The 16,866-nt window shown below is 52.8% G+C and carries 15 protein-coding genes; 9 read left to right on the forward strand and 6 right to left on the reverse strand.

Features of this window, described 5'->3' with window-relative positions:
- Positions 1-13: 13 nt before the first annotated feature.
- Complete coding sequence (locus J2X61_RS19180) at positions 14-805, forward strand: sporulation protein (protein ID WP_310189841.1); 792 nt, start codon at positions 14-16, stop codon at positions 803-805.
- A 42-nt stretch (positions 806-847) separates the two neighbouring features.
- Here J2X61_RS19180 and J2X61_RS19185 read toward each other — a convergent pair whose 3' ends face one another.
- Both J2X61_RS19185 and J2X61_RS19190 read right to left on the reverse strand, forming a co-directional pair.
- Positions 848-2,623 carry a cache domain-containing sensor histidine kinase gene (locus tag J2X61_RS19185; RefSeq protein WP_310189843.1) on the reverse strand — a complete coding sequence of 592 codons (1,776 nt, stop codon included), beginning with the start codon at positions 2,621-2,623 and terminating at the stop codon, positions 848-850.
- 46 nt (positions 2,624-2,669) lie between these two features.
- Positions 2,670-4,325 (reverse strand): response regulator, encoded by a 1,656-nt coding sequence (locus tag J2X61_RS19190; RefSeq protein ID WP_310189845.1) that lies wholly within the window; start codon positions 4,323-4,325, stop codon positions 2,670-2,672.
- A 219-nt stretch (positions 4,326-4,544) separates the two neighbouring features.
- Here J2X61_RS19190 and J2X61_RS19195 point away from each other — a divergent pair, with 219 nt between their 5' ends.
- The 6 genes from J2X61_RS19195 to J2X61_RS19220 all read left to right on the forward strand — a co-directional run bounded on the left by J2X61_RS19195 (position 4,545) and on the right by J2X61_RS19220 (position 10,782).
- Positions 4,545-5,930, forward strand: coding sequence for an ABC transporter substrate-binding protein (locus J2X61_RS19195; RefSeq protein ID WP_274469531.1), 1,386 nt, complete (start codon positions 4,545-4,547; stop codon positions 5,928-5,930).
- A gap of 73 nt (positions 5,931-6,003) precedes the next feature.
- Positions 6,004-6,900 (forward strand): carbohydrate ABC transporter permease, encoded by an 897-nt coding sequence (locus J2X61_RS19200; RefSeq protein WP_310189847.1) that lies wholly within the window; start codon positions 6,004-6,006, stop codon positions 6,898-6,900.
- Positions 6,901-6,909: 9 nt separating this feature from the next.
- Entirely contained in the window at positions 6,910-7,803 is an 894-nt protein-coding gene (locus J2X61_RS19205; protein WP_310189850.1) for a carbohydrate ABC transporter permease, read from the forward strand.
- 343 nt (positions 7,804-8,146) lie between these two features.
- A complete protein-coding gene (locus tag J2X61_RS19210; RefSeq protein ID WP_310189851.1) occupies positions 8,147-9,073 on the forward strand; it encodes a dihydrodipicolinate synthase family protein in 927 nt (308 codons plus the stop codon).
- Positions 9,070-9,753 (forward strand): N-acetylmannosamine-6-phosphate 2-epimerase, encoded by a 684-nt coding sequence (locus J2X61_RS19215; protein ID WP_310189853.1) that lies wholly within the window; start codon positions 9,070-9,072, stop codon positions 9,751-9,753. The genes J2X61_RS19210 and J2X61_RS19215 overlap by 4 nt, the downstream gene beginning before the upstream one ends.
- Positions 9,754-9,795: 42 nt before the next feature.
- Entirely contained in the window at positions 9,796-10,782 is a 987-nt protein-coding gene (locus J2X61_RS19220) for an ROK family protein (protein WP_310189855.1), read from the forward strand.
- A gap of 38 nt (positions 10,783-10,820) precedes the next feature.
- Here the strand turns inward: J2X61_RS19220 and J2X61_RS19225 are convergent, their stop codons facing one another.
- Positions 10,821-12,245, reverse strand: a complete 1,425-nt coding sequence (locus J2X61_RS19225; protein WP_310189858.1) for a discoidin domain-containing protein — start codon at positions 12,243-12,245, stop codon at positions 10,821-10,823.
- A 593-nt stretch (positions 12,246-12,838) separates the two neighbouring features.
- Complete coding sequence (locus J2X61_RS19230) at positions 12,839-13,246, reverse strand: hypothetical protein (RefSeq protein WP_310189859.1); 408 nt, start codon at positions 13,244-13,246, stop codon at positions 12,839-12,841.
- 744 nt (positions 13,247-13,990) lie between these two features.
- Here J2X61_RS19230 and J2X61_RS19235 point away from each other — a divergent pair.
- Together J2X61_RS19235 and J2X61_RS19240 are read left to right on the forward strand one after the other, a co-directional pair.
- A complete protein-coding gene (locus tag J2X61_RS19235; protein WP_310189860.1) occupies positions 13,991-14,833 on the forward strand; it encodes an SDR family oxidoreductase in 843 nt (280 codons plus the stop codon).
- A 70-nt stretch (positions 14,834-14,903) separates the two neighbouring features.
- Positions 14,904-15,413, forward strand: a complete 510-nt coding sequence (locus tag J2X61_RS19240) for a hypothetical protein (protein WP_274469521.1) — start codon at positions 14,904-14,906, stop codon at positions 15,411-15,413.
- Between the two features lie 86 nt (positions 15,414-15,499).
- On the opposite strand, the gene J2X61_RS19245 is transcribed toward J2X61_RS19240, so the two are convergent.
- Both J2X61_RS19245 and J2X61_RS19250 read right to left on the reverse strand, forming a co-directional pair.
- On the reverse strand, positions 15,500-15,811 hold the full coding sequence (locus J2X61_RS19245; protein ID WP_274469520.1) for a hypothetical protein: 312 nt from the start codon (positions 15,809-15,811) through the stop codon (positions 15,500-15,502).
- 44 nt (positions 15,812-15,855) lie between these two features.
- On the reverse strand, positions 15,856-16,863 hold the full coding sequence (locus J2X61_RS19250) for a LacI family DNA-binding transcriptional regulator (protein ID WP_274469519.1): 1,008 nt from the start codon (positions 16,861-16,863) through the stop codon (positions 15,856-15,858).
- Positions 16,864-16,866 lie beyond the last annotated feature (3 nt).

Genomic DNA, 16,866 nt, shown 5'->3' on the forward strand with positions numbered 1-16,866 from the left:
AGGAGGAAGAACGATGTCTTTTTTTAAGAAAATGCTGGCAAGTGCAGGTATCGGTAATATTGAGGTGGATGCGCAGTTTCATACGAATCGATTCGTTCCGGGTGAGCTCGTTGATGGCATCGTCCTGATGAAAGGCGGCAGCGTCGAGCAAAAAGTGGAGAAGATTTATTTCCAGATCATGACGGAGTACTTGAAGCCGTCCCAGAGCGACTCTGATCGCAAGGAGAAAGTAACGGCGGCCGTAGCGAACATCCTGCTGGGAGAGCGGTTAACGATTGCAGCCGGAGAATCGGTTGAGATTCCGTTTCATTTCGAGCTTCCTCATGAGACGCCGATCTCGATCGGGGCTGGCCGAATCTGGATTCATACGGGACTGGATATCGATAACGCCGTGGATCCGTCCGACCGGGATTATATCCAGGTAGCTCCGCATCCGCACACCGCAATTTTATTCGAAGCGCTGGAGGAGATCGGCTTTCATCTGCATAAGGCCGAGAACGAGTATTATCCGCAGCGCAATTATCATCTTCCGTTTATTCAAAATTTCGAATTCGTGCCGTATCAGAACGGCGAATACCGCAGCTCGGTGGATGAGCTGGAGCTTGTCTTCTACCCGAACGAGAACGGCGTAGAAGTCATCATGGAGCTTGACCGCAGAGGCCGTGGTTTCGGCGGCATGCTGGCGGATTTGATGGACACCGACGAATCGCTTCACCGCTATTATTTCAGCATAGACGAGCTGGAGGCAGGCGCCGGGGCGGTAGCGGATCAATTGAGAGGCATTCTGGACGATTTGCTTGGGTAATAAAAGGAGCTAAGCGGCAGCGCTTAGCTCCTTTCATATTTCTCATGCCTCTCGCTTCCTCATCGGCAGGCGGATCGTGACGGTCGTCCCCTCACCGGCTTGACTCCGAACGGTCAGGCCATACGGCTCCCCGAAATAGAAACCAATCCGGTCGTGGACATTCTTGATCCCGATATGAGCCTCACCCAGTGTATCGGATGATTGGGCAAGCCGCTGCTGCAGCTGCTGCAGCTGTAGCTCATCCATCCCGGCCCCGTTGTCCTTGATGACGATCTCCATGTCGTTACCGGAACTTTGCGTCATCACTTCCAGCAGACCGGGGTGGCTGACCCGTTCCAGCCCGTGAATAATTGCATTCTCAACGAGCGGCTGTAGAGAGAAATGAAGTACCTGCTGCTCTTCGCTAGCCTCCGATAGCCGCTCCAAGTACTGAATTTTATCTGGAAAACGCAGCTGCTGGATCTTCACGTATAACCGGATATGCTCCAGTTCTTCCCGTAAGGTGACGGTCTCTTTCCCGGATTGAATATGAATCCGGAACAACCGCCCGATCATGCCGACCATATCGCTAATTTCCCGCTGCCCGTTCATAATCGCCTTCATTTGGATGGACTCCAGCACATTGGCCAGAAAATGCGGATTAATTTGGCTTTTCAGCGCGCCGAATTGGGCGATCTTCTGCTGCACCATCGCTGTGGCGGAACGCTCGATATAGCTTTGCAGATCCTCGGCCATCTTGCGGATGCCTTGGTACAGCACGCCGAATTCATCCTGCCGGTCAGTGCTCAAATCGACATCGAGCTTCCCTAATCCGATCAGTTTGACCTGCCGGCCCAGCAGAATGATTGGTTTGGTGACCCGCGCGGATAGAATGAACATGAACAACAACGCCGTTCCGAGCGATAGGATCGCCAAGGTCAGTATGATTTTGATTAAAATGTCGGCCTGCTTCGTCATCTCCTTCTCGTCGATATACTGAATCACTTTCCAGCCGGAGTAAGGGGAAGCGACATAGTTGAAGAAGGTATCCACACCGGCGAAGTCTGAGTAGAAGCTGCCCGAATCATGGTCCAGAGCGGCATGTATAGCGGGAGCTTGCAAGGAAGCCGAGATATCGGTCATCACTTGACTGCGCTCCGAATTATAGATCATGCCGCCCTTGTCGTCGAGGATGAGAAAAGACCGTTTACTGTCCTCCGAAAGCTTCAAAATCTCCCGCAGCGAATCAAGGCGGATATCGATCAGCATGACCCCGAGCGGCTGCTTGGTGCCGACTTTGTTAATGACTCTGGCGATCGAAATGACGGATTGTTTGGCATTCACGCGGTGAAACGGAAGATGTGCTCCGAAGAGCACGATGCCTCCCGCTTTACGTTGGGTCTGCAGGTACCAGTCTTCGTGCGTGAAATCGTTGACATCGTAATCCGAGCGATTGAAATTCATCGAGTAGAAGACGCGCGATCCGGCATAAATTTGGACGGAGTCCACATTTTTGATCGTCATCTCAATGGAAGAAATAAAATGCTCGATGATGTTGCCGTAGGCAATCATCCGGTCGCTGCCGCTGTCATCGCCAGCTGTCGTCCAATGCTCCAGCGCCGCTTGCAGCTGCCCGTCCATTTGAGCGTTGAGCGTGCCTTTCTCGATACTCTGCAAATATTGGTCAATATTGAAGGACAAGTTTTTCAAAATTAAATTGGAACTGTTCTGGTATTCGTTTTTGACCGCTTGAATGGAAAATACATAGATGATGACGGAGATAAGCAGCAACGGAACAGTGATGATAAGAATCGTCAGCACAAAGATTTGATGATTCACATGTTTCATCCGGATGGGAAAAGATAACCGCTTTGATTTGAACATATCAGGCCCAGCCCCATTTTTTTCGATATTCCGTAGGCGTCATCCGGGTGAGGCTGCCGAACGTTTTCACAAAATGCTTATAGCTTTTATAGCCGCACATCGTACAAATATCCGTAACGAGATGGTCGGGCTTCTTCAGCAGTTCTTGGGCATATGCCATACGGATTTCCGTCACGAAGCGCATATAGTTTTTGTTCAGTTTACGTTTGAACAGCCGGCTTAAATATGACGGGTTATAGTAGAACCGGTCGGCTACCATCTGCAGCGTCACTTCTTCGGCGATATGCTGCTTGATATAGGATGCGATCAGTTCGAAGATCAGCATGTCCTGCGGAGAATCAGACAGCGAGCTCTGGCGGCACATCATGCCAAGCTGAACCATCCATGCGCCCAGCCATTCGAACAGAGCCTCCAGCGTAGGGAAGTCGTCTACGAATGCCAGGCTTAACAATTTATCACTGTAAACGCCTTCATAAGGGACGCCGTTCCTGCCTGCGAATTGAAGGCAAGCGCTGATCAGCTCCTGCAGAAAGGCAAGCCAGCGTGCAGGCGAGAGCTGCTGCATGGGTTCCGCATGCTGCCCGGCGAAATGCTGGAGAAGCGCCTTGATTTGTTCGGCATCGGCATTCTCCAGGCATGCCAGCAGCTGCTTCTTGTTCGGCTCGTCCAGCTGCAGGAGAGCGGCGGATGTGATGTCGGTGATGTCATGTTGGCCGTTGCCGCTTCCCGCCATAAAGATATGCCTGTCAGGTATGAAATAGCGCTGCAGCAGCGCTTTATCCGCCTGTTTCATAGAAGGACCGAGTTCGGCTATCGAGGAGGTCGGTAAACCGACTGCTAGATAGAAGGAGGCTTGCGCGGTTAGCCCCGCCTGCTTGATCAGTTGCTCAGAAGGTCCTTCCGGCAGCCCTTGCTCATCTTGACTCCAGTTATGGACGAAGGCAATACCGTACAGCTTGTTCTTGTGCAGATAGGTCATGCATGGACGAACAAGCAGAGAGCTGTATAGGTTGGAAATCGCGCTTTCGATAATCGAGGCGGCCGCCTCTTTGACTGCATTTCTGGAAACGGGGGAAGCGGCAAGCGGTGGCAGCCAAGTCAGAACGAACGGCAAACAGCCGGCACTTGGCGATCCGAAGAGGCTGCTTGCCATCTCCTCGTGAAACGACTCGGACGGCTCATCCTCTAGCAGCAAACGAATCCATTCGCTTTCTCGGAACCGCTTCGTTTCTTGCACGGCAAACTCCATTTCCGCTAGCGCTTCGCGCTTCTTATGCCGGTTGGAAACCACCTCCATACACTCTTGAATGGTGGCTAGACTTTCCTCATATTCCAACGGCTTGATCAAGAAGGCGTGCACACCGCCCAAACGGATCGCTTGCTGCGCATAGGCAAATTCATTAAAGCCGGTCAAAATGATAAAAACGGTGTCGGGCAACCGGCCGCGCAGCCCTTCGATCATCGCCAAGCCGTCCATTTCCGGCATGCGAATATCCGTAATAATGAGATCGGGACGCTCCAGGAGCGCCAGCTCCAAACCTGATTTTCCATTGTCCGACGCCAAAATACGGGTGACCCCAAGTTCCTGCCAGGCAAAATAATGCTGGAGTCCCATGCGAATCAGCGGCTCATCCTCAACGATTAATAACGTATACATGAATTCCCCCGAAAATTGTGACCTGCTCTTCTCTTTACTTGAATTATATACTAAAATCGCTACAAAACGTGTTCATAAAAAACAGAAAACCGAACAGGTCATAATTGGACCATAGATGTCAAACCAGTGGGATTCTGCCATTGGACTTTATGATCTATGCTTAGGTCAAGGAATGAAACGAGTCCCGTAAATTCCTATAACGATAATGGGGGTACTTGAATGAGGACAATGAAAAAAGGGTTAATGACCGTGCTAAGCGTCGCGTTAGTTGGGTCCCTATTGGCTGCATGTACCGGCAATACAGAAACGGCCAAGCCGGCTGCATCACCGGATGCCTCGAAGCCGCCGGCTGCAGTAGCCAGCGCCAAACCGGTGGAGATTACGTGGTGGAATTTCCCTAACTTCCAGACGTTGGACGGTGAGGTAGGCAAATACGAGAAACAGATCATAGCCGCTTTCAACCAGAAATACCCCGAAATTAAAGTCAATTTGGAAATGATTACGTTCGACGGGGGGCCACAGAAGCTGAACGTGGCGATTGCCTCAAACACGGCGCCTGACGTCATCTACGACGCACCGGGGCGCATTATCGACTGGGGCAAAAAGAAACTGCTTGCACCGCTGAATGACATGGTTACACCAGAGGTGAAGAATGACATCGCCCCGGCTTTCTGGAAGCAGTCGACAGTTGGCGATCAAATCGTTATGTATCCGCTGAATACGGGGCCGTTCATGATGGCCGTCAATAAAACCGTATTTGAGAAAATCGGCGCGCTGGATTTGCTTCCGCTGGGCAGACCGGACAGAACGTGGACGGCAGCGGAATATGAGAAAGCACTGCAGGCGGTCAAAGAGAAGGCGCCTGACATGATTCCGACCGGATTTTTCGCCAAAAGCACAGCGGGGGACCAAGGCACTCGCGCCTACTTGGCGAATTTGGGGGTATCCCGATTCTTGACGGAGGACAACACGAAGGTTGCGATCAATACGGAGAATGCCGGCAAGGCGCTGGATTGGGTTGTTCAAGCGACCAAAAACAAACTGAGCGTAGCCGGAGCCGCTTCCTTGGCGGCATCCGACGTGAATGACTTGTTTCTGCAAGGGAAGCTGGCGTTTACACTGAATTATTCGCCGGTATTGAAAGCGCAGAACGTAGCGAATAAGAAAGTGCCTTTCGAAGATGTTTTGCTGCCGTTCCCTACGCTGGACGGTTCCAAACCTAAGCTGGAGCCGTTCCTGGGAGGTCTGGCCATCTTCAATAACGGCAATGCGGATAAGATCGCCGCATCCAAGAAATTTATCGATTTCGTCGTCAACGATCCTGTGTGGGGCAAGAAGAACGTCATTCAAACCGGCGGATTATCCGCCCGCACTTCCGTGACCGGTCTTTATGACGACCCTGAGTACAAGTATGCTGACCTCGCGCGTCAATTCATTACGGATCCGCCGACGATTGCAGACGGTTATGCAGAGATCCGCACGTTCTGGTTCCCTGAGCTGCAGCGTGCTTTGACCGGAGCGGCTACAGGCAAGGAAGCGCTGGATGCTTTTGCCGTCAAAGCGAATGAAGCGATGGCGAAGGCCCGGGCTCAAGTCCAGAAGTAGCAATGGGTTGGCAGGGGCAGTGCAAGGAAGTGCGCTGCCCCGTTCACTACACACAAGATAAGGGGATAAGGACATGGAGGCATCCATTGGCAAGTGGAGAACCAAAGCGCTGCGCGACTGGCTGATGAGCTATCTCTTTTTGCTTCCGGCGTTGGGATTTTTTCTCGTATTTGTTGCATACCCGATGCTAAGAGGCATTTATATCAGCTTTTTCGATTACTCGTTAAGAAATTTCGATTTCATCGGTCTGGATAACTATACGGCATTGCTTCATAACGAAATTTTTCTGAAATCCATGCGGAATACGGTATTGCTGGTCGTCATCGCCGTGCCGGTCGTTATCATTTTTTCCGTTTTCGTTGCGGTGAATATTTACAAGATGAAGGAAACGTGGAGATCGCTGTTTCGTGGCGTGTTCTATCTGCCTGCGGTCTCCTCGGTCGTCAGCGTTACCGTCGTGTGGGGATGGATCTACCATCCGAACTACGGCATTTTGAACTATCTCACAAGTCTCGCGGGACTCGAGCCGGTATCTTGGCTGGGCGATACGCGAACTGCATTGCTGGCGATTATTGCCGTACTGATCACGACATCGGTCGGACAGCCGATCATTCTGTACGTCGCCTCGCTGGGTAACATTCCTGCTTCGTATCTGGAAGCGGCGGAGATTGACCGGGCGACACCGTGGCAAATTTTCATCAAAATTGTGTGGCCGATGCTGATGCCGACGAACTTATATGTCATCGTCATTACGACGATCAATACGTTCCAATGCTTCGCGCTTATTCAATTGTTGACATCCGGCGGTCCGGTCTACAGCACGTCGACGGTGATGTACGGCGTTTATGAGCAAGCTTTTCTCTTGGGTCACTTCGGGCTTGCCTCGGCCATGGGCATTCTGCTCGCGATCGTGATTGGCATCATCTCGACGATTCAGTTCAAATATTTTGGCAGCGATGTAGAGTATTAGGAGGTCATCATGACGGCAAACGCATATGGGCAAGCGCGCTCCGGCGGTATGAGGCAAACTCGTTCTGCGGGCGTAAAACGAAAATGGACCCCGATCAAGGTGGTCTCCATGATCATTCTCCTGCTATCGACGATTGTATTTATTTTTCCGTTTTACTGGATCGTGACAGGTGCATTCAAAATACAAACGGTCGCGACGGCGATTCCGCCGGAATGGTTCCCGCTGGAGCCGACGATCGGCAACTGGCAGGAATTGTTCAAAAACCCGATAGGCCGCTGGACGCTGAACAGCTTCGTCATATCCATTGTGGAAATGTTCGCGGTATGCCTCGTCTCGTCAACGGCGGGCTACGTGCTCGCGAAAAAGCAATTTCCGGGCAGGAAAATCATTTTCACGATGTTTATCGCCGCTATGGCGCTGCCGAAGCAGGTCATACTCGTTCCTTTGTTCACGATGCTGGCTGCTTTCGGTTGGGTGAATACGTACTATGGGCTGATCCTGCCGGCTATCGGTTGGCCGTTCGGCGTTTTTCTGATGAAACAGTTCGCCCAGACGATTCCGGGGGAGCTGATGGAAGCGGCGAAGATGGACGGCTGCACGGAAATTCGGCTGTTCTCGACGATTATTTTGCCGTTGTTAAAGCCTGCTCTGGGAGCTCTCGCCATCTTCACCTTCATTGCTTCGTGGAACGATTATTTCAGTCAATTGATCATGATTCGCTCCACGCCGATGATGACGCTTCCGCTGGGTGTGTCCATGATGACGACGCAAAGCGAATTCATGACGAACTACGGCGTTCTGATGGCAGGTGCGCTGTTGGCATCCGTTCCGATGATTGCCATTTTCATCGTGTTCCAGAGAGCATTTACGCAGGGCATTACGATGGGTGCGGTGAAGGGTTAAGGGGCTGACGGTAGCGGGATTGTAACGGGGTAAGAAAGAGGAATGCAAGAAACTGCAGGAGTGCGAGACAGGGGAATGCAAGAAACGGTAGCGAAACGGTAAGCGTAAGAAGCAGCAGGGGTGCAAGTACAGATGGGAGCGCGGTAACCAGCTGCAGCAGTACACAAGTACAAGCAGGCGTGTAAGAGAGTAAAGTACGCTGGATCAAGCAGGAGCGCATTAAGTGGAGTACGTGGGAACAAGCAAAAGCGCGGTAAGTGGAGTACGTGAGAACAAGCAGGGGTGCAGTACGAGAGGTACGCAAGAGCAAGCAAAAGCGCAAGAAACAGGAGGTAAGATCAATATGAAAACCAACAATTCTGATGGGTTTAAGGGAATTACTATTGCGATGTATTCCTGCTATGACGACAACGGTGAGATAAGCAGAGAATCCGCACGCCGTTTAGCGAGGTCCTACGCACAGACCGGTGTCACAGGCTTGTACGTGGGCGGCTCCTCCGGTGAGGGCATGCTGCAATCCGTTGCAGAGCGGAAGGCGATGTTGGAGGCCGTGATCGAAGAAGTCGGCGACGAACTGACGGTTATCGCGCATGTCGGCGCACCGTCCACCCGTGACAGCGTAGAGCTCGCTGTGCACGCCGAGAAAGTCGGGGCACACGCAGTGTCAGCCGTGCCGGCTATCTATTACCGTCTGTCGGCACCAAGCGTAGAGGCGCATTGGCAGGCGATCATCGACAGCACATCGCTGCCGTTCATCATTTACCATATCCCGCAAACGACGGGCTTTCATTTGTCACTAAGCCTGCTGTCGCGTATGGCGGCACAAGACAAAGTGATCGGCGTCAAAATTTCCGCCGAAAGCACATTCGAGCTGCAGCAGTTCAAAGCGGCCGGGGGAGAAGGCTTCCTCGTTCTGAACGGACCGGACGAACAATACTTGGCAGGCAGGAGCATAGGCGCCGATGGAGGTATCGGGGGGACTTACGGAGTCATGCCGGAGCTGTTCCTTCACATCGAGCGATGCTTCCGTCAGGGTTTGATTGCTGAAGCGCAGAAGTGGCAGTTCATCGTGAATGAACTGATCACCGAGCTGCTGTCGTTCCCTTCCTTGTATGGGGCATGCAAAGCCATTTTGAAGGAGCGGGGTTATGAAACGGGGCAGCCCCGGTTGCCCTTACTGCCTGTTGCTGCAGCGGATCAACAACGGATTATAGCTTTGAATCAACGGATGCTGGGCTATATAGCTGAAGTGAATGGAGCCAGGCTATGATACATCGAGCTCGTGAATTATTCCCTTTGCGGGGGCTGATTGTTTCATGCCAAGCGCTCCCCCATGAACCGCTGCGAGGTGGCGATACGATGGCCAAAATGGCTAGAGCCGCTGTAAGTGCAGGGGCGTCCGGCATTCGCACGAACGGCGTGTTCGATATCATTGCGATCAAGCAAGAGGTGTCCGTGCCGGTAATCGGGCTAATTAAGAGAGAAAACGCCGGATCGGATATTTTCATAACGCCTACGCTGAATGAAGTGAAAGCAATTGTCATGGCCGGAGCAGAAGTCGTTGCGCTTGATGTTACGAAACGCGAAGGCCGCCTTGAGGCTGTTAAACCGCTTATTGAATGCGCGCATCAGATGGGGGCGGCGGTCATGGCCGACATCTCGACGCTGGAAGAGGGGCTGGCAGCGGAAAGGTTAGGCGCCGATTTCATCGGCACAACGCTTTCGGGATATACCGCTTATAGCCGCCAATCCGAGGAGCCGGATTTTCAGTTAATACAGGAGTTGAGTGAAGCGGTGCGAGTGCCTGTCGTCGCTGAGGGACGCATCTGGACGCCGGAGGAAGCGGCCAAAGCGCTGGACTGCGGAGCTGCTCAGGTCGTCGTCGGCAGTGCGATCACCCGTCCTCAGCTGATTACCGCCAAATTTATGCAAGCCATGAACAGACAGTAGTCCGGAATTGAGGGGAGAACAGGTGGAGGTGTGAAGGGAAGCATGGAAGTTAAGGTTTCGGCTGCGTTGGACCCTATGTCCGACTACGCCATCGGGATTGACATCGGGGGCACGAAAATCAATGCCGGCATCGTTCATTCGAGCGGCGAAGTAGAGCTTGCCGTCAGTATGGCGACACTTGCGGGAGTGGCGGACACTTCGGAGCGTGTGACGCTGACGTTGCGAAAGCTTCTCCAGGAAGCCGGTTCAGCCAGACCGGGACTGCGCTTCAAGGGGATCGGCGTAGGGAGCGCCGGGCAGATTGATTGGGCGAGCGGTAGTGTCCGGTCCGCATCCGAGCTGCTTCCGGGGTATGCCGGGACGCCGCTGAAGCAGCTGCTGCAATCTCAATTCGCTATGCCGGTATATGTTGACAATGACGTGAACGTCTTGGCGCTAACAGAGAAATATCTCGGCGCTGGCAAAGGAATGGACCATTTCCTTTGCGTGGCGCTGGGGACAGGTGTTGGTGGAGCGGTTGTTGTGAATGGGCAGCTTGTTCACGGTGTCTGGGGAGCGGGGGGAGAGCTCGGCCACCTGTCCGTGGATTGGAAGGGGGAGCCTTGCTTGTGCGGAGGCCAAGGGTGCTTGGAGCAATATGCCTCAGGCACGAATATTGCGCGAAGAATGGCCGTACGGTTGGAGAAAGCGGGGATGGGGCAGGTGCCGGTAGATTCGCGAGAAGTGTTCTCGCGCTGGCGGTTAGGAGACCCCCTTGCAGCCGAAGTGATGCAGGAGTCGATGTCGGCCGTCGGCGCAGGGTTGGCCTCGCTGATCCACATTTTTAATCCCCATTTAATTGTTGTTGGTGGCGGTGTGGCGGATGCGAGCGAGCTTTTTCTCGAAGGGATTCGGCGAGAAACGATGTCTAGGACGATGCCTTCGATGCGCGAGGGGGTGCGTATTGAGAAGGCCTACCGTGGAAATTGGGGCGGCATGATCGGCGCAGCCTTGCAGGTCTGGGAGTATGACATGGGTACACATGCATAGAAGGCCGGCTCCGTATGCCAAGGAGCCGGCCTCTCTCGTTAATTACCGTAAATGTCCACTTCGGTGATCGAATTCCAGCCGTTGCCGGAAGAATTGCCATGGCCGACGACACGGACGTACCTAGCACTCATATCCGCAAAGTCGTAGTCCACTTGTGATAAGGTCAAGGCACTGACTTTGCTCGCCAATACTGTCGTCCAGTTCGTGTTGTCCGTGGAAATCTGCACATCGAAAGTCGTTGTACGTACATCGCCTTGATGGAAAGCGATCGACGCATATTTGACGGTTTTGCTTGTGCCGAGATCGTACTTGATCCATTGGCCGTCACCTTGAGATGACCAGCGGGTGCTTAAGTTGTTATCCAGCGTATTAGATGCTACATTCCCGTCATTCCCGCTATCGCTAACGGCAGACACGGACAAAATATTAGGGGTTGGCGTCCCGTCAGAGCAGGATGTATACGTCGTTACGCCTGAGGTGTACATGTTGCCTGCCGGTGTGCGCGTATTGTTGCAAGCGGTGGCAGAACCGCCGTTGACAAGCACGACATAGGGGGCAGCGGTGTCCAAGTTGACGGTATTGTTGTAGAAATCATTGTTATATCCCCACCCCGGGGAACGTTCATGAACCTGAAACGCATCGACGATTATGGAATTACTGTTGCGGAACGCCGTGTTATTGCGGATGATGGAATTGTTCCCCTTGACGTCCATGAAGCTGTCCGCCGCATTGGCGCCGGAGATGCCGGTGCCGTTGAAGGTACTGTTTTCCACAATCGTTCCAGTCGTTCCTTCCTTAATGTCCACGGATTCAGCCGTCACGTTCGGACCGATCGTCACGTTCGTTATTCGGTTGTTGTTGGCTTCCTTGACATAAGTGCCCCACTTGCCGACGTCGGAGCCGACGTAGACGCCTTCGCCATAATCAGCCGTTACTTTCCCCGTATCGTAAACAGTGGAATTTTGGATGACGTTGTTGGAGCTCCCGTCGCGATAATGCACGCCTTCTTCTCCGATATTATACACTTCAACCCCGTCTATTAGGCCGTTGTTGGAGTTGTCAATCATAATGCCTTTCTTTGCATTCGTAATTTTTAAATTTTTGACTTGGGTGTAATCGCCGGTCAAATACAGCGTATAACCGCTGGAGGTTCCGCCGCCGTTCAATATGGCTTTATTCGTAGCGCTGGCGCTTTCGATGATGATCGGGTTCGCTGAGGTGCCATTGGTGCCAGAGACGAAATTGCCCGTGTATGTGCCCGCTGCAAGGACGATGTGGTCTCCAGGAGAGGCATTAGCCAAAGCGGTTGTCAGGCAGGCAGCGGTACTGCAGTTCACGGTTGCCGCTCCGGCTGGGGCTGGCAGCACGAAGGCAGCTGCTAATGCGGTGAGGGCAAGCAGATGTGGGAACCTGTTTTTTGAAGCGTTCGGACGGTTGGTTGACTGCTTAACGTAATGAGTCATTACATGAATCCACCTTTCATCGATTGAAATCGCTTACAATTATGACAATAGCATAATGCGAGGTTGTTATCAAACATTTTCGAACGAAAAGGTTAAAAATAGAACGTTTATAGGGCTGCCGGTGGGTGCGTGTATTTCCGTTTATGCCGGGGTGATGGATGGAAATGTAAATCAGGTTGAGCAAGGGACGGAATGGGTCGGGCAAACTGGCTAGCAGCAAGCGTAACTGGAATTTCTCCTGTTAATTTAGCGCAAAGATACCGCTGCAGGCGTAACAGCTGGAAAAACTCCTGTTAGATTCATGACAAAGCGCTGTATTCCATCTTCGATAGCTATTTTAACAGGAGAAATTCCCGTTATTCGTTCCAGTAGCCATTTACAGCTCTGAATAACGGGAGTTTTTCCATTTATCGGAGTGCAGGGGGAGTGGGACTTCGGCATCCGACAAGCGCTGAACCTTACCAGTTGGAGCTGACTTTCATCCAGGGGGAGTTGGCCATTGCCTGCAGGACCTGGTCCCTGACTCAGCAAGCACCCTGCCTGCAAAAGCTGCCCCTCAGGCAGGCCGCTTCAGTGACATGAGTCACTTGATCTTACGCATGCGCGAACTGCTCTGAACGATAGGTCATTGCCGTCATATATGTAAGTTCCGGTGCGGCGAACTTTTCCGCCAGCCGCCTAAGACGCATATATATGGTTCGTAAAATTACGCAATCCATCTGGGTAATGAGGCAGCGATTGCCGATAAAATCGTGCATGCTCACTTTGATCAAATCATCGCTGGCCCGCAGATCCCGAATTGATGGCTTGGATGGGCAACCTTCGTCAACGATATAGCGGGTTTGTTCCAAAGCCAGTTGATACAGTTCAGCGCATTTCCGGCTGATGCGAACATGCCTTTTGGCCCCCACGGCATCTGTAACGGTAAGCAGAAGGTTCATGCGATCCAATGAGCTCTTCTTCAAATAAACCATTTCATGCGCTTCGATACCTTCCGCCAACAACCGTATAATAATAGCGTCTTGCGGATTCGTGCAGCTTGCTTCAATACGATAAATGTTCTCCAGTGTAAGTATAAGAAATCAACTTCCCTTCCTGTGCCTGCATGATTTTCTGTAAAGGTTTCATGAAGCTTTCAATAATCACCAACTCTATATCCTATGCAGATGTACGGTCAGTTTATGCCTGATTACAAAAACTTTATGTTTCCGCAATACAGTAAGTAAGGTATTTCATCCACAAAATGTCGCCGAACGGCTGAACAGGCTTCTAACGGACTCAGCAGCCGCTAATCGGCGGAAATCGGTCCTGTTCCGGGGCTAACGGACACAGCGGCCGCTATTTAACGGTTTTCGGCGATTTCATGCCGAATTTGCACAAATAGCGGCACCTGTGTCCGTTAGCCTTCGCGGAACAGCCCGATAACGCCGGATAACGGCCGCTGTGTCCGTTAGAGCGGCCGGGCTGCCGGCGGCAGAGCCGGCTAGCGGGCAAACCACCCGCAAACCACCCGCAAACCACCCGCAAACCACCCGCAAACCACCCGCAAACCACCCGAATTTACCGCCCGATCGTCTGCGGCATTCACAAGTGATTAAAACCTCAACCATATGGGCATGCCTGAAGAAGGATGATTATGTTTCACAACTTTTACATCGACAATATGCGGTTTGTATGGGATTATGGGAGGTAGTGCTCATCGGTAGTGCTCATTAGTAGCACTCAATAAGAAGGGGGCAGCGCAAATGCGTTCTACACGCGAAGTCGCTCTGGTAACCGGCGCATCCAGCGGGTTCGGGTTAATCACATCCGTCGCGCTGGCTCAGAAAGGGTACCGCGTCATGGCAACGATGCGCGACTTGGGCAAAAGCGAGGCTTTGCTGCATCAGGCCCAGCGTGCCGGGGTTAGAGATTATATCGATACGATGGTCGTAGATGTAACGGTGAGTCCTTCGATTGAACAAGCTGTAGAGGCCGTCATGCGAGATCACGGACGGATCGATGTCCTCGTGAATAATGCGGGCTTCGCGCTCGGCGGCTACGTGGAAGACGTCCCGATGGAAGCGTGGAGAGCTCAGCTGGAGACGAATGTCTTCGGCGTGATCGCGATGACCAAAGCGGTTTTGCCGCATATGCGGGCTCAGCGGTCAGGCTGCATCGTGAACGTAAGCAGTGTTAGCGGACTTTCCGCTTTTCCGGGATATGCGCCTTACAGCACGTCCAAGTTCGCGATCGAAGGCTTTAGCGAGTCGCTGCGCTTGGAGATGATGCCGTTCGGCGTGCGTGTGGTCCTTGTGGAGCCTGGCGCTTACCGGACGGATATATGGCGCAAAGGCTTCGAGTCCGTTCACACGCCGGAGAACTCGCCTTACGCGCAGCGGCTAAGCCGCATGCTGGCATATTCGCGCAAAGCGTCTATGACCGCTCCGGATCCGCAGGAGGTTGCCGATCACATTGCGCACCTTGTGGACAACCCCCGCCCGAAGCTGCGGTATCCGCTTGGACGCGGTGTCCGGATGGGGCTGTGGGCGCGAAGCCTTTTGCCATGGAAGTGGTATGAAGGGCTAGTGCATCGAATGTTGAAATGAACGGACCGGCAAGTTGAGGAGAAGCAGAATAGCAGAAAAGCAGAAAAGCAGAATTCAAGGAGTGAACAGCATGTCACGCAAGTGGGAACGAATGGTCAGCAAGAACACGAAGAAATTAAACAAGGACAGAACGAAGAGAGGGATCGCCCCGATCTCCACAGATCCGGATCGCAGTGAGGTATTCAAGGGGAGAAGTATTATATTAGCGTTGTTTTTCGTCCTGGTTTCCGTTTTTTTATTGCTAACATTGACTAAAACGAGCGGAGATGCCATGTACTGGTATACGACTTTGGCTTACTTGGTTGTGGGGGTATTCGTCTATTTTGTTCGCAGGCCATATCTGAAGGTAAGCAAGTCGAGTCTGTCGAAGCGGGGGTTTGCCCGCGAGTTAATTCTTAATGCGGACAATATTAACGAGATTGAGTACGCTCCGGGTCAAGTTGTGATCCATCTGAAAGGGAAGTCGCCTCGTTGGGTATATAATCGAACGCTGAACCGATTCGATGTTGCGGCAATGGCGGCTAGATTGAAGAAGTTCGCCGAGCAGAATCACGTTTCTTTCGTAGATAAAAACGTATAGGGCTGTCCCTGAAGGTCATTGCTGATCTTCGGGGACAGTTTTTTCTTTATGGGAAATGATCCCGTTCATTAAGGTTTATGCGGAGCTTAATCGTATTTGTCCTCATCGACTCTCAGCAAATTGTCCAGGATCAGCTCGGCTTCCGTCTCGAAATTGAGGTGCAGGGGAGCGGGCAGGACGTCCAGGATGTCTTGAACCATATCCAAATCGAACAGTTCGCTCACCGTATGGGGACGCGGCAAGAGCGAGAGAACCCAGTCTCGGAAAACTTCGATGAATGCGTAGAAAGAGGACTGGAACTGGTCCGCTACGGCTTCCTGCTCATCGCCGTGGGAAGCGGTCATTGCGTTCCAGTTGTCGATGGTCGTTTGCAGCGCTTGCTTAACTGGAGGGTTCATAGGAACTCCTTTCACCTTTCATGTTCGCAGTGACGCAGAGCCGTCTATTGAACAGCTTGCGTGGATGATCGGATGAGCAGCTCGGAAGGAAGAATCATTTTGCGATTCTCTAGAGCCGCATCGCCCTCGATGCGTTCGATCAGCAGCTGCATGCCCAGCGCGCCGAACTGGTAGGCGGGCTGCGCCGCAGCCGTCAAGAACGGGTTGATCGCCTCGGCGTGTCCGAAGTCGTCGAAGCAGACGACCGACACGTCGCGGGGAACCTGCATGCCGCGCTTGCGCAGCGCTTGGATGACGCCGACAGCCAGCATATTGTTGGCTGCGAATATTGCGGTAGGCGGATCCTCGTGATGGATCAGGGCGTCCAAGGCGGATTCGTCATGGAAATCCCGGTAATTCATATGGACCACAAGCGAGTCTTCGACGGTTAACCCGTTCAGCAGATGCGCTTCGCGATAACCGGTATAGCGCAGGCGGGCCGTAGATACATCCGGCGACCCGTTGATCATCGCGATGCGGCGGTGCCCCAGGCCGATCAAATGCTCAACGAGCTTGCGTGCGCCCTCTTTGCTGTCTCCGAGCACGACATCCGCATCGATGCCGGGAATTTCGCGGTCCAGCACGACGAAAGGGATGTTATGCTTCCGCAGCTGGAGCAAGTTCTCCAGGGAATGATCCCCGGTCGGCGCGAACAGCACGCCGTCCACCCGCGTCGACAGCATCATATCGACATAGTCTTTCTCCTTCGCATAGTCCTCGTCGCTGTTGGCGAAGAGCAGCCGGTATCCGGCCCGCAGCGCCGTATCTTCGGCCCCGCGGGCAAGTGTTGTATAGAACGGATTCGTAATATCCGTAATGAGCAGCGACAATATTTTGGTCTTCTGGAGGACGAGGCTCCGCGCCATGGAGTTCGGGATGTAATGGAGCTCTTCCATGACTTTGCGCACGCGCTTGCGAGTCGCTTCGCTGATCCTCCCCGTGTTATTGATAACCCGCGAAACGGTCATAGCCGAAACGCCGGCTTTCTCTGCGATATCATAAATTGTAATCAAGTA

This window comes from Bacillus sp. 3255 (assembly GCF_031456485.1).
In the GTDB taxonomy this organism is placed as follows: domain Bacteria; phylum Bacillota; class Bacilli; order Paenibacillales; family NBRC-103111; genus Paenibacillus_E.